The following is a 23,412-nucleotide window of genomic DNA, read 5'->3' as shown; positions in this document are numbered from 1 at the left end:
CTGGTGGGCCTTCTTGATTGACACTCGACTTTTACTTGTCCGAGCGGAACTGCAACAGCCCCATCCCTTCGGGGCGCGGATCGTTGTCGGTCGGGCCGCTCCACGATTGCACGCCCGCCCCGGGCACGAAGCGCGACACGTTCATCGCCCACGTCTTGCCGTGCGAGGGCTTCTCGCCGGTCAGCTCCGCGAGCGGGATCGCCAGTTCCGCCGTCCACCCGTCGTCGGTCGCCTGGAACGCGACGTGGTACTTCGGGTTCCAGGTCTTATCGCCCCAGCAGTCTTCTGCCAGGCACCCGCGGTGGTCGATCTGGAAGCGGTAGTACGTTTGGTAATCGCGGTCCATGTCGAGCAGGATGTCCACGCGGTCGTGACCGTTCAGGTCCGCGTCGCGGGTGCGCTTCGTCGCCGGTTCAACCTTCTTACCGACCGGGTGGGAGCACTTCACGCCGATGTACAAGTACCGGTCGTCGTAGGTGAACACGCTCTCGGTGCGGTAGCGCTCGCCGAACGCCTTCGCCTCTTCCGGCTTGTCGGGCGTCGTGGCCGCGTTGAGTTTGAGAACCTTCGCGGTCTTCCAGCAGTCGTCGTCCAGTTTACCGTCGAGAATCGGGCGCGTTTCGGAGAGCCGGCACTGCACGAGCGCCTTGGGCGGCGTTGCGATCGCGGTGGGGTTCACGAGCCACAGTTCCGCCGCGAGGCAGTCGCGCCACAAGTCCTGACCGGGGGCCGCGGTCACGGCCGCGGGCGTGTGCTTGAAGTAGTCGCTGATGAACGTGTCCGCGTCGGTGTGGCGCCCGACCTGTTTGCGCGCCGCGAGGAAGCACAACCACGACGCCGGGTCGCGGCTGTACACCGGGCCGAAGGCGTCCAGTTTCGGCTCTAGATCGAGACAGGTCTGGTGCCACTTCAGGATCATGTTCGGGCTGTAGAACTTGTAGTGATCCTCTTCCACGTTCGCGCCGCCTACGGTGGTCGCCGTTCCGCTCGCGGGCTTGATGGTGCCTCCACCTTTGGCCTCGAACGTTACGGTCTTCAGCAGCATCTTTTGCTGGATCTCGGTGCGGCGCCGGGCCTCGGTGCTCGCGTGGTAGCGCGTCAGCCAGCGGAACCCTTCCACCGCGAGCGGGTGGCCCGGGTAGTTGATCGTGAGCACGCCGAACACCTCGCGGGCCTCGATCCACTTCCCCTCACGGGCCAGCCGCGTGCCGACCGCGAACGCGGTCCGCGCCGCGACGTCGTCCGGCATCTTCTTCAGCTCGGTGCTGAGCGACCCCATCAGCTTGTCCACGCCGCCGAAGTCGGAGTCGCTGATGTTGGCGAGCAGCTCGATGTTCCGGCGCGACTGCACGGCCTTTTGCTTCTCGGCCGCGGTCGCCGGGTCGTAGGTCACGGAGACGTTCCGGCGCGCCGTTCCGCCCGGGGCGAGGGTGACGCCGTCCATCAGGTTCGCGTGCCCCTCCGCACCCTGCAACCGGTGCGCGACCAGCACGAAACAGCGGCGATCAACAACCGCGCCATCGCCCGCGAGAACTCGGGTAGCGGTCTCAGCGAAGTCCTTCGGCGAATCGTTGAGTCGGATGTTGAACGCGCCCTGATCGAGCTTCACGGCTGCGGCCTTCGGGTCGAGCGAGAGAGCGTAGAGCTTCTTCGCTTCCCACGGCTTGAGCCCGAGTGCGGTGATCTGTTCCGGGAAGCAGTTCGCGTCGGCCGCTTGCTTGAAGGCTTCCTTCGCGACGTTGAGCGCGAGGGCGTCTGCCGGGGTGGTGTCGGTCGCGTAGAGGTCGCACACGATCACGTCCGGTTGCCACGTGCGGATCGCCAGCACCGCGTGCCGCAGCAGTTGTTCGTTCGCCTTGCCGTTGTGGGCGCGGTCCCAGGTGGCAAGGAGTTCGCGCGGCGGCAGCCCGGTCGCGTGCGCGGAGAGCGGGAACGCCCACGCGCTTTCGGCCGCGGACCCGCCGGCCAGTCGCATCGCGGACCGCGCACGCAGCCCGTCGCTCGCGCGCTTTGAGTCGGCCGTGGCCGGGTCCGCGTTCATCAGGCTCGTCGACGCGCACAAGTAGCCGTCGGCCGCGCCGATGCCGGCCACCACGTCGAGCGGCGTGTTCTTACCGCTGGAGTGCAGGAACAGTGCCGCGGCGCGCTGCCCGCCGGCCCGCTGCACCTTCCACGACTTTCCGCCGTCCACCGTGCCGATGATGCAGCCGAGGTCGCCGACGAGCCAGCCTTCCTTCTCGCTAACGAAGTGCATGCCGTTCACGGGCACGCTCAGTTCGGTCTTCTGCACGTCCCAGGTTTTGCCGAGGTCCGCGCTGTGCAGCACGAACCCGCCCGGCCGCCCCGCAACCCACACGTGTGTGCCGAAGGTCGCAACGCAGCGGAAATCGCACGAGGCCAGCGCCGCGGTCGGCAGCCCGAGGTTCACGAAACCCCACTTGCGCCCGCCGTCGGTGCTCGTGAGAACCGCCCCGCCGTCGCACGCGGCGAACGCCCCGCCGTAGGCCTTCTCGCGCGTGTTGGGCGAGTACGCAACCCCGTGAATGTTGCGCCCGCCGAGCGGGTCGAGTTCGGCTTCGTGGTATTCGCCGCCCTTATTCAGTGCCGGTGTATTGACCCTTCCGATTTTGCCCCACGCGCCCACGACGATTCCGCTGATGCCGCCGGAGAAGAACTCCGCGCCGCGTGAAGACGGTAGCCGCGGGCCTTTCACGGGTTCCCAACTGATCCCGGCGTCGTTCGTGGTGAACATGCCGGTGGGGAACGCATCGGACCCGTCGCCGCACGCGAAGCCGTTCTTTTCGTCCAGGAAGCGGACCGCGTGCAGCCCCGGCATCACGTTGGTGCCGACCTCGGCCCACCTGTTCCCGCTATCGGTGGTCTTCAGCATCACACCAATGGACCCGATGGGCGTATCGAGGCGCCCGACCGCCCAGCCGGTGGACAGGTTCACGAAGTGGATCCCGCGGAGACTGGCCCGCGTGCCGGTTTTCTGGCGCTCCCACTTGTTCCCGCCGTCCATCGTGTGCCAGATGGCGCCGTCGTCACCGCACGCCCAGCCCTCGCTCGCGTCCACGAAGTGAACCGCGTGCAGGCCCGCGTCGTCGAACGCGACCGCCGGCTGTGCGAGCGCGGGGGCCGCGATCACGAGCGCGGACGCCACCGCAAGAAGTAACCGGACGCGAATCATGCTCCGCTCCACTCAAGGAGTGCCTCTCTCACTGCACCGGAGGCTTTGGGGGAGCGGGGTAATAGGCGAACCGAGGAAATGACGCTAGCCGAGTTTGGTGCCCCACCGGTGAACCCCGCCCGCAAGGGCGGTGGGTGGCACCAAAGTGGGGTGGTCAACTGTGTTGCGACCCGTGTGACGTCGTTGTGCACGCGACCCACCGCCCTTGCGGGCGGGGTTCACCCTGCGCGCCATTAGTCCGCGAGCCAGTAGCGGATGATGCAGTAGAGGGCCTGGAACCCGTCCTTCATGCCGATCTTCTTGCCCTCTTCGTAGGTGCGCCCGGAGTAGCTGATCGGCACCTCGAAGATGCGCCACCGCGGCTGCCCCTTGCGCTTGCGGGCGATCTTCGCGGTCACTTCGGGCTCGAACCCGAACCGGTCGCTCTTGAGCGTCATGCCCTGAATGATTTCGCGCTTGAAGACCTTGTAGCACGTCTCCATGTCGGTCAGGTTCAGGTTGGTACACCAGTTCGAGAGTGTGGTGAGCACCTTGTTCCCGACCGAGTGCCAGTAGTACAGCACCCGGTGGCTCTCGCCGATAAACCGTGACCCGATCACCACATCGGCGCGCCCGTCGAGGATCGGCTGGATCAGCTTCGGGTACTCGGCGGGATCGTACTCCCAGTCCGCGTCCTGCACGATCACCAGGTCGCCGGTGCAGTGTTTGAAGCCCTCGCGGAGCGCGGCGCCCTTGCCCATGTTCTTGGGCTGGTGGAACACGCGCACGTTGTCGTACTGCTTTTCCAGTTGGGCGAGGATCGCGGGCGTGCCGTCCTTCGAGAAGTCATTGACCAGGATCAGTTCCTTGGGGATCTCGACGGCCTGCACGCGGCGCACCAGCTCCGCGAGCCAGCGCTCCTCGTTGTACACCGGGATCACCACCGAGAGCTTGAACCCGGGCGGGATCGGGTAGATCCCGATCTGCCGGCACGCATTTACGCCCAGCAACTGCTCCAGCAGCGCGACCCGCGCGTTCGGGTCGGCGGCCATGCGCTCCAGGAGCGGGGCCAGTTCCGGCGCGATCTCGGCCAGCTTCTCCGCGGGCGTCCCGGGCGCGGGGGCTTTCTGCGTCAACGCGGTCGTCATGTGTCCTCGTCCTCCTTGCGGCTGGGCAAGCCGGCTTGACACGCTCACCTCCAGTAACGTAGGGATAGGACGCTTTCGTCAACCCCGGATCGCGACCGAGACCGACTTTCGCGGCGCATGGAGGCGTCTCAGTGAAACCGACTTCTTCCGTTTCAGCCCCCGCACCGGCTCCCGTGCCCTTGTGTGATATCCAGGCCCAGTACACCGCACTGAAGACGGAAATTGACGCCGCCGTGCTGCGCGTGCTCGGCTCCGGGCAAGCCATTCTGGGACCGGAAGTAGCAGCGTTCGAGCAGGAAACGGCCCAGTTCTGCGGGGCACAGTTCGGGATCGGGTGCGGGTCCGGGACCGACGCCCTGGTGCTCGCGCTGCGGGCGCTCGACATCGGCCCGGGCGACGAGGTGATCGTCCCGCCGTTTACCTTCTTTGCTTCTGCGAGCGCGGTCGCTCGGATCGGCGCGACCCCGGTGTTCGTGGACATAGACCCGATCACGTTCAACATCGACCCGGGCCAGATCGAGGCGAAAATCACCTCGCGCACCCGGGCCATCATGCCCGTCCACCTGTTCGGCCAGTGCTGCGATATGGACGCCATCTGGCAGATCGCCGCGGACCGGCAGCTCTACGTGGTCGAGGACGCGGCCCAGTCGTTCGGCAGCGAGTACCGCGGGAAGCGCTGCGGGGCACTCGGGATCGTGGGGTGCATGAGCTTCTACCCCACGAAGAACCTCGGCGCGCTCGGCGACGCGGGGCTCGTGACCACCAACGACCCGGTCATCGACAAGAAGCTCCGCGCCCTCCGCGTCCACGGCTCGGAGGTGAAGTACTACCACAAGTACATCGGCTACAACATGCGGCTCGACGCGGTCCACGCCGCGGTGCTGCGGGTGAAGCTGCCGCACGTCGCGAACTGGCTGACCGCCCGCGAGACCGCCGCGAAGCGCTACGACGGGCTGATCGAGCGCGCGAACCTGCACGGGTTCATGCGGCGCCCCATCGCGATGCCCGACCGCCGGCACACGTACAACCAGTACGTCGTCCGCGTGCCGTCGAACCACCGCGATCCACTCGTGAAGTACCTGAAAGAGAACGGCGTGGGCGTGGAAGTGTACTACCCGCTCAGCCTGCACCAGCAGGAGTGCTTCAAGCACCTGGGCTACCGCACCGGCGACTTCCCGACCAGCGAAGAGGCCGCCGGGGGCGTGTTCGCGCTGCCGATGTTCCCGGAAATCACCGAAGCCCAGCAACAGCGCGTGGTCGAAGTGTGCAGCAGCTACCTGCGCCAAACCGTGCGTCGCGCGGCGTAACTGCCCGTTTTGGGCGAACGGCCGGTGCCGTACTTAGCCGGGATGAACCGGACTCGGAATGCGCACGTGCGGGTTCCGAGTCCGGTTCATCCCGGCTAAGTTTTTCTGCATCACATCGCCGCGCAGTTTTCGCACGCCGTCTGAGTTTTCGGGTGACGTGGGTTTCATTTTTATTGCTTCCCCAGAAACGAAACGCTCGGGCCGATTGATTTGGGGCTTTGTAAGGCCGCTCGCCATCCTACACTTGGACAAACGATTTCCTTTTTAGGTTATCCGATGCCCACGTCGCCCTCTCCCGAAAACCCGACCCTCACTCCGCCCCCGAAAGGCTGGCGAACGGCCGCGGTTCCGGCTCCCGTTCCGGTCGCGCCCCCGGTGCAGCCACCGCCCTCCGGCGAGAGCCTCGCGATACTCGAGCGCTACAAACGCGACCTGCACAACTCACTCGTGAATTCGCTCGACTCGAACCGGCTCAGCGCGCTCCCCGCGGACCGACAGCGCGCGGAACTGTCCGCGCTGATCGCCAAAGCGATCGCGAGCGACCCGCCCCCGGTGGCCCGGGCCGACGAGCGCTTGCTGCGCGAGTTGCTCGACGAGATCCTCGGGTTCGGGCCGCTCGAAATACTCCTGCGGGACCCGACTATCACGGACATCCTGGTGAACGGGCCGAAAGAGGTGTACGTCGAGCGCAACGGGAAATTGGCCCTGTCGGACGTGACGTTCCGCGACGACCAGCAGGTGATGCAGGTTCTCGACCGGATCGTGTCCAAGGTCGGGCGCCGCATCGACGAGAGCAGCCCGATGGTGGACGCGCGGCTCCCGGACGGGTCGCGCGTGAACGCGGTCATCGCCCCCCTGAGCGTCAAGTTCCCCGCGATCAGCATCCGGCGGTTCGGCGGAGGCGCGAAGCACCTGGACGACCTCGTCGGGCTCCACATGCTGGCCCCGGAGATGGCCCTGTTCCTCAAGGCCGCGGTAAAGGCCCGGCTGAACATCATCGTGAGCGGCGGGACCGGGAGCGGGAAGACGACGCTCCTGAACGCGCTGTCCCGGTTCATCCCGGAAACCGAGCGGATCGTCACCATTGAGGACGCCGTCGAGCTCCAGCTCCAGCAGCGGCACGTGGTTACGCTCGAATCGCGCCCGCAGAACGTGGAGGGTAAGGGGCAGGTCACGATCCGCGATTTGGTGCGCAACGCGCTGCGGATGCGCCCGGACCGGATCGTGGTCGGCGAGTGCCGCGGCGCGGAGGCGCTCGACATGCTCCAGGCCATGAACACCGGGCACGACGGGAGCCTGACGACGCTCCACGCGAACACCCCGCGCGACGTGCTGGCCCGGTTGGAGACGATGGTCATGATGGCGGGGTTCGACCTGCCCGTGAAGGCGATCCGCCAACAGGTCGCGAGCGCGGTGAACATTATCGTGCAGACGGCCCGGCTCCAGGGCGGCGCCCGGCGCGTCACCTCGATCACCGAGCTGACCGGCATGGAGGGCGAGACAATTACCCTTCAGGACGTCTTCCGGTACCACCAGAGCGGCGTAAATGGCGCGGGGAAGGCGTTCGGGACGTTCGAGGCCACCGGGATTCGTCCTCACGCGACAGAGCGGATTCAAACGGCCGGGGTGGTGCTCCCGCCCGACGTGTTCCAACAGCGCACGCTCGCGCCGGATGAAGCAGAAAAGGGTATGGCGTAGGTTGGTTCGTATTACACCCGCTCGTTAACGAGCGGGTGGAGTGACACACAAGAACTAAATGACCCGAGCCCACAAAATCGTGGGACTCGGCCCGATCCGGTGGTTTACGCACCAAGGCCGAACTTCTCGCGCACCCATTTCCACATGGTCGGCCGGGTTTCTTGCAGCGGTACCCCGGTGGTGCGGAGCAGTTCGACCGCGACGTGGTGCAAATCCCGGGTCGCGTGACCGGTCGGGTGCACCGCGCCTAACGGTTTCCCCTCGTTGGCGGCGGCCCGGACCCCGCTCGCGTCCGGGTGGACCGCGTAAACACTGTTGGTTCCGAGGCGCTCCCGGATGCGGGCGAGAGTGAACTGATCGCGGCCCGGCTCGTACTCGTTGACGAGGAGCACCGGGTCGGGCAGGTTGCGCTCGCGGAGCCCTTCGATGAGCAATTTCGCGGCCTGGACCGAGGGCACGTCCTGCCGCAGGACGAGGACCAACCGGTCGGCCTCTCTCACGATCTCGAAATATTCGGCGTCGAACGCGGCGGGCATGTCGAGCACCGCGATGCCGGCCACCTGGCGCAGGAGCCGCACGAGTTTCGCCCCGGCGCCCGCCCCGGGGCGGATCGGATCGAGCGACCGGTACGGCCCGACGAGCACCGAGAACCGGTCGTTCACGTGCGCCAGGGCGGATTGCACCGTCACGAGGTCGGGGGCACCGGGACCGGTAAGGACGTCGGCCGTTGTGAGCGGGGGCGCGAGGTTCAGGAGTCCCGAGAGCCGGCCGAGGCCCCGCGCGAACTCAGTCAGCACGCACGGTGCACCGCTCAGTGCCGGGAACTCGGCCGCGAGGTTGATGGCCGTTGTGGTCGCACCGGCCCCCTCAACCACTCCACCGACCGCGATCACGCGGCACTGGGATTTCTGGACCCCGAACTGAACAAGAATTCGTTCTAAGGCAGCCCCGAAGTCGTCCCGGGTAAACGGGACCGGAACCAGTTGGGCGGCCCCGCGCCGGTTCACATGGAACAGGGCCGCGGGGTCGTAGTCGCCCTCGACGAGCGCGAGAACCGGGTTCCCCGGGAACGCGGACCCGACGCGGCTCATCTGTTCGGCCTCGTCGAGCGACCCGACCCGGACCACAAAAATGTGCCGTGCCCCGAACTGGGCGGGCGATTGCGCGAGGAGCGCGTCCGCGGACGGGTGTTCCGCCGCGATCGTTACCGCGTTTTCGGCCAGTCCGGGCCGCAGATCGGGCACCGCGGTCGGGGGGCAATTTACCAGAACTGCGGGGAGCGGATACATTTGCGTGATGGGTTGGGCGCCGGGGAAGAGGGTTTGCTAAACCTACGTAGTGCGCCAATTGGCGCCGCACAACTCGGCAAATCGGCCCCGTGCGACACTTCGCCTTGTCGTTGCCTCGCCCGCGCCGTTAGTATGGGATGTTCGCTCCTGACGGAGTTCAGGGGCACCAAAACCCGACGGTGATCATGCCGCCGAAGATCGTGAAGGCACCGGCGCCTGCCGCGCCCGGTGCGCCCGCTGCGTTGACCTTCGACCCGACGAACCCGTTCATCGTGCAGTCGGACCGGTCCGTCCTGGTGGAAGTGGACAACCCGAAATACACGGAGGCGCGCGACGCGATCGCGCCCTTCGCCGAGCTGGAAAAGAGCCCGGAACACATCCACACGTACCGCATCTCGAACCTCTCGCTCTGGAACGCCGCCGCCGCGGGGTTCAGCGCCCAAGAAGTGGTCGGGGTGCTCCAGAAGTACACCAAGTTCCCGATCCCGCAGAACATCCCGACCGACATCGCGGAGACGGTCGCGCGGTATGGGCGCGTGAAGCTCGAGCGCATCGACGCCGACACGCTGAAACTGGTGTGCTCCGACAAGCCGCTGCTCGCGGAACTGGCGCGCAACAAGAAGGTGAAAGAGTACCTCGGGGAGAAGCTCGACGACACGAGCTTCGTGGTCACCCCGGCGTACCGCGGGGTGCTGAAACAGGCGCTCATTACCGTTGGGTACCCGGCCGAAGACATCGCGGGGTACACCGAGGGGGCGATGCTGCCGATCGCGCTACGCGAAACGGCCGCGAGCGGGGTACCGTTCCACGTCCGCGATTACCAGCGCGAGGCGGCGGACGTGTTCCACGCGGGCGGCGACGTGCGCGGGGGCAGCGGGGTGATCGTGCTGCCGTGCGGCGCCGGGAAGACCGTCGTCGGCATCGTGGCCATGTCGCTGCTCCAGAAGAACACGCTCGTGCTGACCACGAGCATCACCGCGGTGAAGCAGTGGCGCCGGGAGATCATCGACAAGTCGACGCTCACCGCGGACGAGGTGAAGGAGTACACTGGCGAGACGAAGGACATCGGCCCGGTGACGGTCGCGACCTATCAGATCCTGACGTACCGACCCGACAAGACCGAGGACTTCCCGCACTTCGGGCTGTTCGAGCAGCGCGATTGGGGCCTCATCGTGTACGACGAGGTCCACCTGCTCCCGGCCCCGGTGTTCCGCGTGACGGCGCAGATCCAGGCGCGCCGGCGCCTCGGGCTGACGGCCACGCTGATCCGCGAGGACGGGCGCGAGGGCGACGTGTTCTCGCTGATCGGCCCGAAGAAGTACGACGTGCCGTGGCGCGAACTGGAAACGAAGGGGTGGATCGCGAGCGCGAGCTGTTCGGAGATCCGCGTCGCGCTGCCGACCGACGCCACCCGCATGGAGTACGCGGTCGCCGACCACCGGGCGAAGTACCGGATCGCGAGCGAGAACGTGGCGAAGGACGAGGTCGTCGCGGAGCTACTGGAGCGCTACAAGGACCAGCGCGTGATCGTGATCGGGCAGTACCTCTCGCAACTGCACCGGCTCAGTGACCGGTTCGACCTGCCGCTCATTACGGGCAGCACCGGCAACGTGGAGCGCGAGGACCTGTACGGCAAGTTCCGCCGCGGCGAGGTCCGGCACCTGGTGCTCTCGAAGGTCGGGAACTTCGCGATCGATTTGCCGGACGCGAACGTGCTGATCCAGGTGAGCGGGACGTTCGGCTCGCGCCAGGAAGAGGCCCAGCGCCTCGGGCGCATCCTGCGCCCCAAGAGCAGCGGCGACGGGGACGCGCACTTCTTCACGCTGGTGACGCGCGACACCCGCGAACTCGACTTCGCCCACCACCGCCAGATGTTCCTGACGGAGCAGGGCTACAGCTACGAGATCCTCGACGAGCGCGACGTGCTCCCGTCGAAGTCCGCCGCCGGGTAACGCGATGGACCGCGTCACCGAGTTCTTGGAAATCGAGTTCCCGAACACTGAGGAGCGAGCCATGCTCCTCGGTATCGCTACTTCACCGACCGACAAAACTGCAAAACTCGTTTACGCCGACTGGCTCGAAGACCGCTCCGACCCGCGCGGCGAGTACGTTCGTCTGCTGGCCGAAGGAAAGAAGCTCGCGCCGCGAGGCACCAAGCGCCTCGCGACGCTCCGGAAGAAGTGCTCGCCCGCGTGGTTATCGGTGATCGGCGAACTGCATACCGAGTTCGCGGACATCAAAACGCGGGCTGAGCCTCAAGGCCGGCGCCGGCCCAAGTTTCGCGCGACGTGCGACCGCGGACTCTGGGACATCCAATACTCCTGCGACCTGATGTCCGCTGACGGCCCGTTGGTCTCGGTGCTCGCGTTCCTGGCGCGAGGGGATATTGCGCCAGTGATTCGCTCGATCCGCCTTGATGTCAGCGGGACCGCGAGCGGGTTCATGGTGCTCGAACTGAAACTGCTAACGAAAGCGAAAACCGGTTTCGCCTATCTGGAAGCACTGGAAATTCAGGGAATGGGTGTAACCATCGGGGATAGCGCGGCCCTCTTCCCGTATGAGGAAGGCGGACAACTCGCGAAAATCCTTGCGCTGGCGCCGCGACTGAAATCGCTGATCGGCCCCTCTGCACCCAATGTGGCCTTCTGTAAAGGCGCTGGCCACCCGTTAGAGGTGCTAAACGTCCGCGCCGGCGCCGGCACGCAGAACTTCATCCGAAATCTGTCGCGCTCGACCCGGTTTCCCGACCTGCGGGAACTGGTTTACGACGATCTGGACGGGGACACGTTTCCGGACCAGGGCGACTGGACCCCGTTCGGTGATTTCGTCGCGTTCCTTCGGTCACCGGCAATGGCGAAGGTCGACAAGGTCCAACTGACTGGGATCGTCGCGACTCCGGCGCAAATTCGCGAACTCAAGAAGCTCCGCGCCAAAGGATTAACAGTTCGTCGACACCCATACGCGGCTTCTGCGGAAGACGGGGCGGACGGCGAGGAATACGATTGACGCTCCCGCTGCGGCGGCCGTAATTTCTTCGATCATTCGACTCCGATACGTGCCCGGTACGAGAGTCGTTCCCAGCGTGACCGCGGGTCGGGTCGAGCCGTACTTTAAAGATAAGTCCGAAAGACAGTAAGATAACGAGTTCCCGTTCGCGGTTGGTACGACCGCGGTTCGGAACGACCGGAACTGGTGACCGCTAACGGCCCGATAGAATTATGACCAACCCGACCGCTCGATTGGCCGCGAAATTGCATCGCCGGGTGTGCCTCGTCCTCACGGAGGACGCGGTACTCGCGGAGGAACTGCTCGCGCGGAAGAAGCTCGCGTCTGAGGTCGCCGGGCGCCTGTCCGAAAAGGTGCTGCTCATTCGCCCCGGGCGCCTCGACGCGGTTCTCGACGAACTCCGCAAGATGGGCCACACGCCGCAGGTAGTAGGGAAGTAAGCGAACGATCCGCGACCGCGAGGGAGCGGATCGTGAGAAAAACTCGACACCCGACGCCACCCGGTCGCCATACAACACCTTGATGCCCGCGATTTCCGAAACAGACTGGTCCCTTCGTTACCGTGACGCGCTCGCACGCTACGCCGAGCCGCTCCTGCGTGCGGTCGCGGACAAGCTCGTGCGCCCGCGCGCGAAGCAGCCGGCCGAAGAACTGCTCGACAAGGCCGTTGCGACCATCATCAACGCGCCGGTCATCGACCGGCGCATTAAAGACCAGCCCCCGGCCGCGCGGAAGCTCCTCGCGTTCATGGGGTTGAGTCGCCAGCCGCGCTGGAAAGTCGGGCACCTGCTCACGCTGCTCGCCGCGCTCGACCACAACGACGGCTTCGCCCCGGTTCAAACGCTCCTCGAAGCCGGGCTGCTGTTCCCCGAACTCGACGCCCAGGGGCCGCCGATCGACGACTTCGCCGCGTGGTTCGGCGCGGCCGGTACGCACAACGCGGTCGTGGTCGCACTTCCCGGGGTCGCGGCCCGCGCACGCAGCGAAGATTTGGGGCTGCCGAACCTGGCGAACCCCGACCACGAAGGCGGGACCGCGCGGCAGGCTGACGGACTCGAGTGGCCGCTGCGTCTCGCGGTCGTCTGGCAGCAGGTTCACGCCGATTCGGTCCGGCTCACGCAGGGGAACACGCTCTTTAAGCGCGACCTGCTCCGGCTCCAGTCGGACGCAGTTCTGGCCGCGCCGCCCGTTGACCAGATCGCGCCCATTGCTGACGCCGGCGTGTTCGCGCTCCTGTGGGCGCATGCGGTCGGACTGCTCACCGAGCGCGACGGCACGCTCGAAACCGGGGCGTTCCCGCCGGTGTGGGAGGGACCGCTGTTCCCGCTCCTCACCGACCTGTTCGCCGCGCTGCCGCTCGTAGAGTCGTGGGACCCGCTCGTGGGGTATGCCCCCACGGAAAACGGGCTGTCGGCTACCCCCACCGCGGGGCTACTCGCACTCCTGCTCGCGCGTGATTTCGTTCATCCCGACGCAGTCGCGGAGTGGCTGTGGTCCCAGCACCCGTCGTGGGCCGGGGCGCTCCCCGCGGAGTCCGCAAAGGACCGGGGGGCGGGCTGGGTCCGCGGGTTCCTGCTCGGCGTCGCGTACCCGTTGGGCGTGGTCGAGGTGTCCGGGGATCTCGTGCGGCTATCCGCGTTCGGCCGGTTCGCGCTGTTCGGCGAGAAGGAGCCGCCCGCGCCGCCCGCGTTCCCCCAAACGCTCCTGGTCCAGCCGAACGCCGAGGTGCTCGCGTACCGGCAGGGGCTGACGCCCGCGCTGATCGCGTCGCTGTCGCGGTTCGCGGGGTGGAAGGGGATCGGCCCCGCGTGTACGCTCGAACTCACGCCGGAACAAACGTACCGCGGGCTGGAGTCCGGGCTCACGCTGCCGATGATCGTGCAGACGCTCAACCGGCACGGCACGCGCCCGGTCCCCGCCGGCGTCGCGGATCTGCTCCAGCGGTGGGCCAGCAAGCGCGAGCGCATCACGGTCTTCGCGTCCGCGGTGCTGGTCGAGTTCCAGACGCCGGCCGAACTCGACGCGGCCGTGGCGCGCGGAATGGTCGCGCTGCGACTCACGGACCGCATCGGCATGACCGCGGACGGCGGGGAACCGTCGCTCTCGCACCTCCGGCTCATCGGGAACCGCGACTACGAATCGAAGCCGCAGCGGTGCCTCACGACCGCCGACGACGGCGTGACTCTAACTGTGGACACCCCCCAGGCAGATTTGCTTTTGGAAGCGGAAATCGGGCAGTTCGCGGAACCGCTCCCGATCGAGCCGAACGGCACGCGCCGGTTCCGGCTCACGCCCGCGTCGCTCCGGCGCGCGATCGAGAACGGCCGGCCACTCGTGGAACTCGATGCGTGGTTCGTCGAGCGCAGCGGGGCGCCGCTCTCGGCCGCGGGGAAGTTACTGTTACTCGGCTCGCAGCTACCCTCCCCGCAAGCACTTCGACTGCTCGTGGTGAAGCTGCCGACGGTCGAGGTCGCCGACGGCGTGATGCAGTGGCCCGGAACGCGGGCGCTCGTCGCCGAGCGCCTCGGGCCACAAGCCGTGAGCGTGGACGAAGACCAATTCGAGGCGTTCCGTGCCGCGCTCAAAGAACTGGGCGTGAACGTGACGTGAATCGGCCGGTAGCGGGCCGCGGCTTGACCCGCGACCGCAAGGGAGCGGGTGCAGAGGCTTCACGAGTGGTGCGCGCCGGCGCCAGGAACCACGTGTTTCCCACGCCCTTGCGGTCGCGGCTCGTCCCAAAAAACAACAGGATCAACAAGATCAAGAGAGCGACGTGAGCCGCCTTCTGAATCCGGTCGATCCTGGTAATCCTGTCAAAAACTCTTCGCGGATCTCACCGGCCGGCTCACACCGACCGTCCGCCTCAATAAGGGCCGTTCACGTTAGTGGCTCGCGGTTTCGCCCGTGGACGACACGGGTTGCGATTGGGGCTCACCGGTCCAGACCTGGGCCAGTTCCCGGTACTCGGCTTCGAGCCGGGCGAGGACCGCTTCGCGCTGGGCCGGGTCGTCCACCATCAGGCGCTCGACGCGGTTGATGGTGTGGCGCGCGTAGAGCAGGCGCGGGTCGCGCAGGGCCGGGTGCATCGTTTCGAGCGTCGCCCGCGACCCGGGCGCGTCCCGGAACAGGTCCGCCATGACCACGGCCGTGGTCGCGAGGTCGGCGTCGCGGGTGACGAGCCGGGCGGCGAACTGGTCGGCCAGGACGCGGCGCCGGGCGGACTCTTCGCCCTTGGCCACGATATCGTCCCGCTCGTCGGTCACCCGCTGCTGTTCCGCTTCGGCCGTTGCGAAGTTCCACACGTCCAGCCCCACGCTCCGGGACCACTTCGGAGCGAGCGCGTGAGCGGCGACCATGCTGATGCTCAGCCCGACCAGAACGGCCGCGGACGCGGCACCGGGGCGACGGATCGTAGCCATATCGGGAAACCTCGTAGCGTCGGGGACACGTGCGGGCGCCGGGGGGAACGCCCCGGCACTCCGCCGGGGCGTTGGAGAGATCCCGCCCGGTGAAACGGGCGAAGTCTGCGTGGCGCTAGCTCAGTGGGTGGCGCTGAGGGCGATCATCTGCTGCAACTCGTCGTCGAGGCGCTCGGTGAGGTCCGCGCGGGCGCCGGCCGGCGCGCGGAGGAGGGCAAAGGAGATCACGTTGCGGGCCGCTTTTTCCTGATCGGTGGTCCCGGAGTAGGTCGCACGGATTACGGTCCGGTACTCCGCGCGGGGCGCGTTCAGTTCGGTGAACTTCGCGGTCACTTCGGCGAGGCTGGTGCGGGCGGCGAGCAGGTCGTCGATGAGGGCTTCTTTCACCGCGATCCGGCGCAGGATGACGTCGCCCTGGGCGTCCAGTTGACCGCGCGCCTCCGTCGATTCTTGAAGTTGCGATTGGAGTTCGGCAACGTTCCACACGTCCGCGCCGACGGACCGGGCCAGCGTCGGGTGGCCCGTGAGGATCGCGAAGGACGCGAGCACGGTGGCGGTCGCAACGAGGCGCGGGCGTGTCGTCAGGGTGGCGAACAAGGATCAAGCTCCGTCGGAACAGTGTGTAAAGTCCCCGGACCCGTCCGCCGCAGGTGGCAGAGGGCAAACAGATATCGGCCGACGAAGCACCCATTGGAACCCGTCGGGGACGGTCCCGGTGTGCGGTGTCGGAGGGGGAGGTAGTCAGCACACGGTTAACCGAGCGGGGGCGATCCGCGGGTTATAGCCGGGCTGTTCGCGAGGGCCGTGCGGGTGCGCTTTCGCGCAACGGGACCGCAACGAGCAACGCCCGCTTCTGGCGAGGACCGTTCGTCTCATTCCGGGCCGGTGTTCCAGGCCGACTCGGATCGCGAACGGTAGGGGTGGGGAGTTCTGCTCTTCGCTCTCTTAAGGTAGTTCCGGCTACCCGAGAGCAATCTAACATTAATTCATGATGCAACACCCGAGCCGTGCGGATAATTTCTCCTGTCATTATTGCAAAGCCTTGTTAAGTAAGGATTTGCGGAATGAGTTTTTCTCGTGTGGATTCCCGAGGTACCGCGGTCTGCCCGACTGTGAGGCGGATTCTGCTCTGATTCGGCACACTTAACGAAGTGAGAATATTGCGGACGAAATTCCTTCACAAGTCGCGAGTGGCTCGCACCGGGAGCGTCGGGTAAGATGCGCGAACCCGGTTCCCGAATGGCCGCGCGCGAGAACCCGATGCCCGCACCCGATCCACCGCCCGACACCAAACCCGCGCCCCTCGTACCCGCGAAGTGGCGCGACCCGGACATTATATACACGGTCACGCTCCTGCTCGTGGGGGCGGCGGCTGGCTGGTACCTGATGCTGCAACTCGCATCGGTGCTGCGCCCGCTCCTGGTCGCGGTGTTCCTCGCCTACGTGCTGATGCCGTACCACTCGCGGTTGCGCAAGCACGTCGGCACGCCCGCGTCGATCGTGACCCTCGCCGGGGGCACGGCCGGGGTGCTCGTGGGGCTGGCGTTCGTCACGTCCGCCAGTGTGCTCGCGCTCCGCGACGACGTGCCCCAACTCGAACAGCGCGCCGACACCTTACTGACGAGTTTGGAAGAGACGATTGGGTCATACGCCCCCTGGATCACGCCCATCGATACCGGGCGCCCGATGCGCGGGCAGGTCGTCGAGCAGATCACGATCATCGTCCGGTTGGGGCTCAACGTGGCCGCGACCGCGATGCTCGAAGCGGGCGTGGTCGCGCTCTACCTGCTGTTCCTGTTACTCGAGGGCGCGCGCTTCCCGGACCGGGTCCGGCGCGCCTACCCCGAGGACCGCGCCGACCAGATCCTGCAAATGGCCGGGCAGGTAAACGCGGCTGTTATCAGTTACCTGAAGGCGAAGGTGAAATCGAGCCTGTTCCTCGCGGCGCCGGTCGGAGTGGTGCTGGGCGCGGTGGGCGTGAAGTTCGCGCTCCTGTGGGCTGTGCTGACGTTCCTGTGCAACTTCATCCCGTACATCGGGACCGTTGCCGCTTACGTGTTGCCGGTCGGGTTCACGTTCCTGTGGTTCGGACCGGCGTGGCAGCCGTTCGCCGCGGCCGGGCTGTTACTGGTGTGCCACGGGGTGTCCGCGTCGGTCCTCGAACCGATGATTATCGGCAACGCGGTCGGCGTCAGCCCGCTGGTGATTCTCGGTTCGCTCGCGTTCTGGGGGCTGCTCTGGGGCGTGCCGGGCATGTTCCTCGCGGTCCCGCTCACGGCCGTGATGGTCCTCGTGATGGAGCACTTCGACCAGACGCGCGCGCTCGCGAAGCTCCTCAAGGGCGGGTGATTTCCAAGGATGCGTGTAGCCGGCCGGTTACGCGGTTGTTGGTGAACCCCGCCCGCAAGGGCGGTGGGTGGACGTACCAGGCGCGAACACCACACCCAACAGGTGCCAAGCGACCCACCGCCCTTGCGGGCGGGGTTCACCAACAACCGGCACCTCACACCTTGTCGTCCCCACTGCCCCACGAACCACGCACCCGCCTGTCGTGTCTGCACCAGCGTTCACAATTCGAACGGAGGGCAGGGGCGTGCGAACGGTGCGCGAGGTGATGGTGGCGTGGGGAGAGGCGTGGAACGGGCACGACGCGGACGCGCTCGCGGCGCTCTACCACGACGACGCGGTCAACCACCAGGTCGCGTTCGGCGACCCGCGCGTCGGGCGCGACGCGATGCGCGAGGACTTTCGCGCGTTCTTCGCCGCGTTCCCGGACAGTTACACCCGCGTCGAGGTCACGCTGATCGACGGCGCCCGCGCCGCGGTGGAGTGGGTCGGCGGTGCGACGTGGACCGGTCCGTTCGCCGGGCGCGCGCCGACCGGGGCACCGTTCACGCTCCGCGGGTGTGGGTTCTTCTTCATCGTGGACGGCAAGATCAAAGCCCAGCGCGGCTACGTGGACCGTGCGACGTGGTTCGGTCAACTCGGGCTGCCGATTATTTGATAGTTCGCGGCGGAACGGTGGCTTTTGGCGCCCGACTTGCATCTGGGGCGATCGGAAGTAACTTGTTCCCAACGGGAGTAATTCGCTCCCACCCTTCTCGATGAGGCCCAGTCATGCTCGTTCGTTCACTTTCGGTTCTGGCCCTCGTACTGGCCCCGGTCGTTGCCCGCGCGGCCGACGAAGAGCACCCGTACAAGAGCGCCAAGGTCGGCGACTTCGCCACGTACAAGATGACCACGAAAGTGGCTGGCATCAACGTCAACGGTACGATGACCCAGACCGTGACCGAAAAGAGCGATAAGGAGGCCACCGTCAAGGCGTCCATGTCCATCGAGGTCAACGGCCAGAAGCAGGACATCCCGGCCCAGGAGCAGAAGATCGACCTGACCAAGCCGTTCGACCCGACGAAGGCCGCGAACCTGCCGGACGGGGCCGAGGCCAAGATCGAGAAGGGCAAAGAGGGGAAGGAGAAGGTCAAGGTCGGTGGCAAGGAGTACTCCACCACCTGGACCGAGTACACCGCGAAGATGAAGGTCATGGGCCAGGAGCTCGACGCCAAGATCAAGACGTGGACCGCGAAGGACGTGGGCGCGGGCGGGATGGTGAAGATGACCATGACCGCCTCGATCGCCGGTCAAGACATGGAAGTGCTGATGGAACTCACCGAATCCGGCAACAAGAAGTAACTCGCGCGGTTGCGCGCTCACACCGCCCGGCGCCGGATTCGTTTCGGCGCCGGGCGGTGGCGTTTCCCGGGCACTGGAAGGTGAATAAGAGCCGCTGATAACGCTGATAACTCTGATCAGACGTGAGTGTGGTTGGGTTTACGTGCCAACGGGCCGAGTACCGCGCAGTTCTATTGTCGAGTTACGGCCGAGCCATCCATTTCTTTGAATCCTGTCGATTCTGTCAATCCTGTCAAAATGGGTCTTCGCTAGTTGATGCGGCTGTTGTCAGCAAGAAGTGAATATTAATCGTCACTTCGTATTTGTATTTTTGCTCTGTTTGATCGCGAATTTGAGTGGATTGTTAGCCGGGATTCGGTCGCGTGCGGTCGAGAATGATGCGCTTTGCAGCAAATGTTAACCTGAAATGGTAACACGTCTCGGCAACGGAGAGCGGGATGGCGGCCGACGCGGTGTGCGCGCTGTTCGTCTGCGAGGGCAACCGGCACCGCAGCCCGACGGCCGAGAAACTGTACTCCGCAACGCCCGGAGTCGCGGCGCGCTCGGCGGGGCTGTCTTCGCTGGCTCGGGTGGAACTTACCGAAGAGTTGCTCGCGTGGGCGGACGTGGTGTTCGTGATGGAAGCCCGACTCGAAAAGCTCGTGCGGCGCCGGTTCGTACTCGGCGAGAAGCGGCTTATCTGCTTGAAGATCCCCGACGACTACCAGTTCATGCAACCGGAGCTGATTACGGTGCTGACCGAGCGACTCGTCCCTCACCTCGGCGAACCGAAGTGAGGGTGTTTCGCAACCGCGCGTCTACGCGGCGACAGGGGCTGCCGGGGCCAATCCGACAAAATTCAGAACCACACCGAGGATGCGGTCCGGCTCGGCGATGAGATATTCGGCTGTATCGATCTCAAGTGTCGTTCCGGTGAGACGCAGAAACTTCCACCCTTCACCGTCCGTCACGCACCCGTAAACGGTCGTGATTTCCGGGGTCCGCGTGCGGTTGAAACGCAGAGCCGCGACCATCGCCGCCGCACACTGCCCCAACCCGCCCATGATGCCCTCGTTCTTGGCTTCGGTGACCATCATTACCGGAGCCGTGACGGTATCGAGTTGCGGCGGGTACCCGAGAATGAAGTCGCACACGCTGGTCAACTCCGTGGCCGCGTCCACGTCGAACGCGACACCCGAGTAGAACGAGATCCGCCCGTTCCCGACGCGCCACGCTTCCGCAAGTAACGGAGCGATGAGCATTTCCGACCGCGCTTTTTCGGTGTTGATCGTCGTGGCGAGGCCGCGCTTGTGGACGAGCCACATGGCGACGGCGGAATCGACGGAAACGGGGGGAATGTGGCCGAACACATTCAGGCCCGTTTGCACCGTGATGCCGAAGTCCGACTGAACGCGGGCCAAATTGAAAGCACTGTAAGCCATTGCGACACCTCCCCGCCAGCATAGCGGCGCAGCTACTTGCTGTCGCTGGTGAATGATTTCAGCGACACACTGGCGGGGCCGCTCATGCGCACCAGCCCGAAGCCGTCCGCGTACCAGTACGAAACCACCTGGCCCGGGTTGCACTCCCAATCGACGCGGGCCGCGAGGATCTCACCGGCCGGGGTCTTCACTTTCTCGACCGGCCCGGATTTCATGTCGCCCCCGTGCCCCTCCGTGGTCCAGGTCTGTCCCTCTTTGTGCGGGAGTTTGAAGATGCACCACGGGACCGGGTACGTGGAGCCGTGTTCGGCAACCAGATAGATCCCCTTATCGCTGACCGACAGCGTCATGTGGTGGCTCCGCTTGCCGCCCGCATGGACGTATTCGGTGGTGACGAGCGCCGCTCCGTTCTTCTCTTCGACCTGACTGATCTGGCGCGTGCTCTCCTGCTTGTTGCCGACGTCGTACACCCACGTCGTTCCGACTCGAGTCGGGTGCGCGAACCGCGGTTCTTTGGGCATCAGGTGTTTGGGCACCGGGGCCGCTGCCGCGTGGGGCGCGGTCGCATCCGCTAAGGACGCGAAACCGATCGCGATACCGATGCACAACCAAGAGGTAAAACGGGGCACGGGCGTCCTCCGCGTTGGTGGGTTCCCGATGATACCGCGCCGATCGCGGCCGTTGAAACGATGTCTACGAGCGACCTCTGGGTGATTTGTGATTTTTTGTCCACGTGTATACAATTGGGTAAAACAGGTACAGGGTGGCAGCGTGTGGGAGGGCAGTTTTGGGTGCTGACGTTAGCCGACGGGAGCAGATCGTCCGTGTGTGCAACGGGGAATGTTGGCGAATGTTAGCAATCGGGAGCGTGATTCTGAGCGATTTTTAGACGTAAACATTTGGGATTTCAGTGCTTATTGCAGAGGTGCGTTCGGGGAGTCTCCGGGAATGTTAGCAAATGTCAGTGTGACTGCCGGGGGCGTGGCGGGTGGGTAAGTGTCTTTTCGTTTTCAACGGCCTGTGTCGGCTTCATTTCAACACGGTTCTCCCGGCGCTCGGGGAACTGGCGCTCTTCAGTGCATCAGATTCGGGCGACTGCGTGAAGTAGGCAATTAACGCAGGTTTCGGCCCGTTCTTTTTCCTCAGCGTTCGGCAGTTTCTGGCCGCAAAGCGAGAGCCTTCACGCTTTCAGAAGCCGCCGCACGCGACTCCACTTCAACACCGCATTAGTACGTGGACCGCCACTGCAAATGTCTGTTTTTGAACCTAGATGTTGTCTAAAATCGTCTATCAAAATCACGAAATGCGTTCTGGCAAAAAGAAAACCGAAAAATATGCACTTTGAAAGTTGACAGGGTTACTGAACAGGTGTATAAGTAGTGTGTCGGATGCAAATGAGGAGTTGGGAACAGCACCCGACGGGTGAAGCGGGAACAAGTGGGAGGGGCGACGATGGAAAGCTGGCGTCTGGTATGGCGTGACGGGTTCGTGCCGGTCCTCTCGACTGCCGGGTTGGAATCGCTCCGCGACGCACTCCGCGGCGACGATCCCCGGCTGACGCAGGGCAGCACCACCACCCCTCCGCCGCTGATGTGTGTGCAGGACTGGCCGGTCGAAGCCGCATGTGCCCTCGGGTTCTGTGGCTGGCAGGGCGACGAACTTGAGTCCGTGGGCCAGGTCGAAGAGTTCTTCGCCCGGGCCTGTTTCGAGGCCGATCAGCGCCTCGGCGAGCCGGCCGCGTGCCGCTGGTTCCTCAACTGGTTCGATGACACCCCGCGCGACGAGATGCGCCGCGACCTGCTCGCCGAGGTCGAACAGGCCCTCGCTCAGCGCCTGCCGATCGATCGCGTCGGTCCCGAAATCGACCGGCTCGCGAAGCACCCCGAAATCACGGCCGCGTAAACCGCACGCACGAAACACTAAACAAGATAACACTAGCCGACCGGGAGTCCACCATGTTTGAGGTAATCATTTGCACAGTTAGCTCGGGTCGGGTTCAACGCAAGGCGTTCACCAACTGGGAGGCGGCCCGTGCTTACGCGGACCGCTGGTCGGAAAAGGGCCGCGGGTATCGAGTTGCGCTCGAACGCATCGTTAAGCCGATGCCGCTTCGCGTGCTCCGCCCCGGTCGTTCGATGAGCATCTGACGCGCACAATCACCGCGGATCGCCCAAACGGTTTAACCCAAACATTCATCACAAAATACTGGATATCGCCATGAACCCGATCTGCCGCCACTGCGTGAAGTCGAAGGTCAACCGTCCCCGCGGGCTGTGCTGGAGCTGCTACTACACCCCGGGCGTGAAGGAACTGTACCCGTCCACGTCGAAGTACGCCCGCCGCGGGGTCGGTAACTTCACCGGTAGCGCGCCGCTGCCCTCGTCCCCGACGACCGCGGCCCCGGGTTCGCCCGAAAAGCTGGCCGTTCTTGAACAACGGGCGAAACTGAAACAGGCGATTTTCCACCCGGCCGACGCGCGGTTCGAGGGCGATCCCCGGCCGCTGGAGTTCATGAAGAACAAGGGCCGCAGCGCTGTGAGCGAGATGTCGTGTGTGGCGTGACCGCAAAAAGTCGCGGGTCGCGGCCGAATCCCGATTCCTGAACCGTAGGGGCGCCCCATTTCATCGTCAGAACGTCGCCGGCAGCCTCGCTCACTGCCGGCGACGCATTCTGACCCCTTTTGGCGCCGGCCTACCGCAGCAATCGGTCGATGACGTCGCGACCCGCGTCAAAACACGAGATCCGGGCGAATACAGGAAGCGTTTCGCCCGTTTCTCGCCGACGGTCGCCCGTTGTGTGCGGGCGACCGTCGTGCTTTCGCGACGTTTCTGCACTGTTCTGGGGCTTTCTGCTCATTTGCGGCTCCAAATGCGGCTAACAGAGCCGCAACAGTCCGAAAATCGCGTGATTCGGCCTCCGTCCGCACAATTCCTCGGCAAGTGACAACCGGTTGTCACCGCGTCCCACGCACAACGTGTCTAATCGTGGGGGGGGGGGGGTTACGCGGTTTGTGCAAATTGGGCGGAACAGATCTGTGAACCTCGGGCCAGTTGCGGTGGTCACCCTAATACCTGGCGCGATTCCGCCTGCAATGTGGGTTGGGCGCGGTGTTCACCCGTTCGGGTGTCTGGCGCACTCATTATTCCGGCCGTGCGCCCGCTCCCCCAGGTGTCGAAAAGCCAATTCCCCCGTCGCCGCAACCCCATACGGAATCGTGGCGTAGAATTGGGGAGCGTTTTACGGACGAGTGATGCACAACGGAGG

Annotated in this window: 20 protein-coding genes; 13 read left to right on the top strand and 7 right to left on the bottom strand. The window is 65.3% G+C overall.

From position 1 onward, the window contains the following. Window positions 1–31: 31 nt before the first annotated feature. Entirely contained in the window at window positions 32–3,190 is a 3,159-nt protein-coding gene (locus VT84_RS33345; protein ID WP_082842576.1) for a YCF48-related protein, read from the bottom strand. Between the two features lie 233 nt (window positions 3,191–3,423). After that, on the bottom strand, window positions 3,424–4,317 hold the full coding sequence (locus tag VT84_RS33340) for a glycosyltransferase family 2 protein (protein WP_082842575.1): 894 nt from the start codon (window positions 4,315–4,317) through the stop codon (window positions 3,424–3,426). A gap of 131 nt (window positions 4,318–4,448) precedes the next feature. Here VT84_RS33340 and VT84_RS33335 point away from each other — a divergent pair, with 131 nt between their 5' ends. Both VT84_RS33335 and VT84_RS33330 read left to right on the top strand, forming a co-directional pair. Then, window positions 4,449–5,624, top strand: coding sequence for a DegT/DnrJ/EryC1/StrS family aminotransferase (locus VT84_RS33335; RefSeq protein WP_052551015.1), 1,176 nt, complete (start codon window positions 4,449–4,451; stop codon window positions 5,622–5,624). A gap of 276 nt (window positions 5,625–5,900) precedes the next feature. Further along, window positions 5,901–7,322: a CpaF family protein gene (locus tag VT84_RS33330; RefSeq protein ID WP_082842574.1), complete on the top strand. Its 1,422-nt coding sequence runs from the start codon at window positions 5,901–5,903 to the stop codon at window positions 7,320–7,322. Between the two features lie 104 nt (window positions 7,323–7,426). Here VT84_RS33330 and VT84_RS33325 read toward each other — a convergent pair whose 3' ends face one another. Beyond that, complete coding sequence (locus tag VT84_RS33325; RefSeq protein WP_157470122.1) at window positions 7,427–8,611, bottom strand: CpaE family protein; 1,185 nt, start codon at window positions 8,609–8,611, stop codon at window positions 7,427–7,429. A 185-nt stretch (window positions 8,612–8,796) separates the two neighbouring features. Between VT84_RS33325 and VT84_RS33320 the strand changes: the two genes are divergently transcribed. The 4 genes from VT84_RS33320 to VT84_RS33305 all read left to right on the top strand — a co-directional run bounded on the left by VT84_RS33320 (window position 8,797) and on the right by VT84_RS33305 (window position 14,227). Beyond that, window positions 8,797–10,563: a DNA repair helicase XPB gene (locus VT84_RS33320; protein ID WP_162666341.1), complete on the top strand. Its 1,767-nt coding sequence runs from the start codon at window positions 8,797–8,799 to the stop codon at window positions 10,561–10,563. A gap of 4 nt (window positions 10,564–10,567) precedes the next feature. Further along, window positions 10,568–11,617, top strand: coding sequence for a TIGR02996 domain-containing protein (locus VT84_RS33315; RefSeq protein ID WP_082842571.1), 1,050 nt, complete (start codon window positions 10,568–10,570; stop codon window positions 11,615–11,617). Between the two features lie 212 nt (window positions 11,618–11,829). After that, window positions 11,830–12,057 (top strand): hypothetical protein, encoded by a 228-nt coding sequence (locus VT84_RS33310; protein ID WP_052551018.1) that lies wholly within the window; start codon window positions 11,830–11,832, stop codon window positions 12,055–12,057. A gap of 82 nt (window positions 12,058–12,139) precedes the next feature. Beyond that, a complete protein-coding gene (locus tag VT84_RS33305) occupies window positions 12,140–14,227 on the top strand; it encodes a helicase-associated domain-containing protein (RefSeq protein WP_082842570.1) in 2,088 nt (695 codons plus the stop codon). 272 nt (window positions 14,228–14,499) lie between these two features. Here VT84_RS33305 and VT84_RS33300 read toward each other — a convergent pair whose 3' ends face one another. Both VT84_RS33300 and VT84_RS33295 read right to left on the bottom strand, forming a co-directional pair. Further along, the gene (locus tag VT84_RS33300; protein ID WP_082842569.1) at window positions 14,500–15,036 is read right to left on the bottom strand and encodes a hypothetical protein; all 537 of its coding nucleotides are present in this window, start codon (window positions 15,034–15,036) and stop codon (window positions 14,500–14,502) included. Between the two features lie 120 nt (window positions 15,037–15,156). Then, the gene (locus tag VT84_RS33295) at window positions 15,157–15,633 is read right to left on the bottom strand and encodes a hypothetical protein (protein WP_082842568.1); all 477 of its coding nucleotides are present in this window, start codon (window positions 15,631–15,633) and stop codon (window positions 15,157–15,159) included. A 621-nt stretch (window positions 15,634–16,254) separates the two neighbouring features. Here VT84_RS33295 and VT84_RS33290 point away from each other — a divergent pair. From VT84_RS33290 to VT84_RS33275, 4 genes are all read left to right on the top strand, one after another. Then, window positions 16,255–17,385 carry an AI-2E family transporter gene (locus VT84_RS33290; protein WP_082842567.1) on the top strand — a complete coding sequence of 377 codons (1,131 nt, stop codon included), beginning with the start codon at window positions 16,255–16,257 and terminating at the stop codon, window positions 17,383–17,385. 244 nt (window positions 17,386–17,629) lie between these two features. Next, window positions 17,630–18,040, top strand: coding sequence for an ester cyclase (locus tag VT84_RS33285; RefSeq protein WP_082842566.1), 411 nt, complete (start codon window positions 17,630–17,632; stop codon window positions 18,038–18,040). Between the two features lie 113 nt (window positions 18,041–18,153). Then, the gene (locus VT84_RS33280) at window positions 18,154–18,726 is read left to right on the top strand and encodes a hypothetical protein (RefSeq protein WP_082842565.1); all 573 of its coding nucleotides are present in this window, start codon (window positions 18,154–18,156) and stop codon (window positions 18,724–18,726) included. 437 nt (window positions 18,727–19,163) lie between these two features. Continuing rightward, window positions 19,164–19,502, top strand: a complete 339-nt coding sequence (locus VT84_RS33275) for a low molecular weight protein tyrosine phosphatase family protein (protein ID WP_052551032.1) — start codon at window positions 19,164–19,166, stop codon at window positions 19,500–19,502. 21 nt (window positions 19,503–19,523) lie between these two features. Here VT84_RS33275 and VT84_RS33270 read toward each other — a convergent pair whose 3' ends face one another. Further along, the gene (locus VT84_RS33270; RefSeq protein WP_082842564.1) at window positions 19,524–20,147 is read right to left on the bottom strand and encodes a hypothetical protein; all 624 of its coding nucleotides are present in this window, start codon (window positions 20,145–20,147) and stop codon (window positions 19,524–19,526) included. 32 nt (window positions 20,148–20,179) lie between these two features. Continuing rightward, window positions 20,180–20,776: a hypothetical protein gene (locus tag VT84_RS33265; protein WP_157470120.1), complete on the bottom strand. Its 597-nt coding sequence runs from the start codon at window positions 20,774–20,776 to the stop codon at window positions 20,180–20,182. An 823-nt stretch (window positions 20,777–21,599) separates the two neighbouring features. On the opposite strand from VT84_RS33265, the gene VT84_RS33260 reads away from it, so the two are divergent. The 3 genes from VT84_RS33260 to VT84_RS33250 all read left to right on the top strand — a co-directional run bounded on the left by VT84_RS33260 (window position 21,600) and on the right by VT84_RS33250 (window position 22,709). Then, on the top strand, window positions 21,600–22,049 hold the full coding sequence (locus VT84_RS33260) for a hypothetical protein (RefSeq protein ID WP_052551037.1): 450 nt from the start codon (window positions 21,600–21,602) through the stop codon (window positions 22,047–22,049). A 53-nt stretch (window positions 22,050–22,102) separates the two neighbouring features. Beyond that, entirely contained in the window at window positions 22,103–22,294 is a 192-nt protein-coding gene (locus tag VT84_RS33255; protein ID WP_052551039.1) for a hypothetical protein, read from the top strand. 70 nt (window positions 22,295–22,364) lie between these two features. Then, on the top strand, window positions 22,365–22,709 hold the full coding sequence (locus tag VT84_RS33250; protein WP_052551040.1) for a hypothetical protein: 345 nt from the start codon (window positions 22,365–22,367) through the stop codon (window positions 22,707–22,709). Window positions 22,710–23,412 lie beyond the last annotated feature (703 nt).

The organism is Gemmata sp. SH-PL17, assembly GCF_001610855.1.
Classification (GTDB): Bacteria; Planctomycetota; Planctomycetia; order Gemmatales; family Gemmataceae; genus Gemmata; species Gemmata massiliana.
The sequence above is the reverse complement of the archived record's forward strand: the minus strand, read 5'-3'. Positions and strand labels throughout refer to the sequence as shown.

What these genes read in the sequence shown, in the direction of transcription:
- VT84_RS33345 (WP_082842576.1), bottom strand. Translation starts at nt 3,190, where the DNA reads ATGATTCGCGTCCGGTTACTTCTTGCGGTGGCGTCCGCGCTCGTGATC.
- VT84_RS33340 (WP_082842575.1), bottom strand. Translation starts at nt 4,317, where the DNA reads ATGACGACCGCGTTGACGCAGAAAGCCCCCGCGCCCGGGACGCCCGCG.
- VT84_RS33330 (WP_082842574.1), top strand. Translation starts at nt 5,901, where the DNA reads ATGCCCACGTCGCCCTCTCCCGAAAACCCGACCCTCACTCCGCCCCCG.
- VT84_RS33325 (WP_157470122.1), bottom strand. Translation starts at nt 8,611, where the DNA reads ATGTATCCGCTCCCCGCAGTTCTGGTAAATTGCCCCCCGACCGCGGTG.
- VT84_RS33320 (WP_162666341.1), top strand. Translation starts at nt 8,797, where the DNA reads ATGCCGCCGAAGATCGTGAAGGCACCGGCGCCTGCCGCGCCCGGTGCG.
- VT84_RS33315 (WP_082842571.1), top strand. Translation starts at nt 10,568, where the DNA reads ATGGACCGCGTCACCGAGTTCTTGGAAATCGAGTTCCCGAACACTGAG.
- VT84_RS33310 (WP_052551018.1), top strand. Translation starts at nt 11,830, where the DNA reads ATGACCAACCCGACCGCTCGATTGGCCGCGAAATTGCATCGCCGGGTG.
- VT84_RS33305 (WP_082842570.1), top strand. Translation starts at nt 12,140, where the DNA reads ATGCCCGCGATTTCCGAAACAGACTGGTCCCTTCGTTACCGTGACGCG.
- VT84_RS33300 (WP_082842569.1), bottom strand. Translation starts at nt 15,036, where the DNA reads ATGGCTACGATCCGTCGCCCCGGTGCCGCGTCCGCGGCCGTTCTGGTC.
- VT84_RS33290 (WP_082842567.1), top strand. Translation starts at nt 16,255, where the DNA reads ATGCGCGAACCCGGTTCCCGAATGGCCGCGCGCGAGAACCCGATGCCC.
- VT84_RS33280 (WP_082842565.1), top strand. Translation starts at nt 18,154, where the DNA reads ATGCTCGTTCGTTCACTTTCGGTTCTGGCCCTCGTACTGGCCCCGGTC.
- VT84_RS33275 (WP_052551032.1), top strand. Translation starts at nt 19,164, where the DNA reads ATGGCGGCCGACGCGGTGTGCGCGCTGTTCGTCTGCGAGGGCAACCGG.
- VT84_RS33270 (WP_082842564.1), bottom strand. Translation starts at nt 20,147, where the DNA reads ATGGCTTACAGTGCTTTCAATTTGGCCCGCGTTCAGTCGGACTTCGGC.
- VT84_RS33260 (WP_052551037.1), top strand. Translation starts at nt 21,600, where the DNA reads ATGGAAAGCTGGCGTCTGGTATGGCGTGACGGGTTCGTGCCGGTCCTC.
- VT84_RS33255 (WP_052551039.1), top strand. Translation starts at nt 22,103, where the DNA reads ATGTTTGAGGTAATCATTTGCACAGTTAGCTCGGGTCGGGTTCAACGC.
- VT84_RS33250 (WP_052551040.1), top strand. Translation starts at nt 22,365, where the DNA reads ATGAACCCGATCTGCCGCCACTGCGTGAAGTCGAAGGTCAACCGTCCC.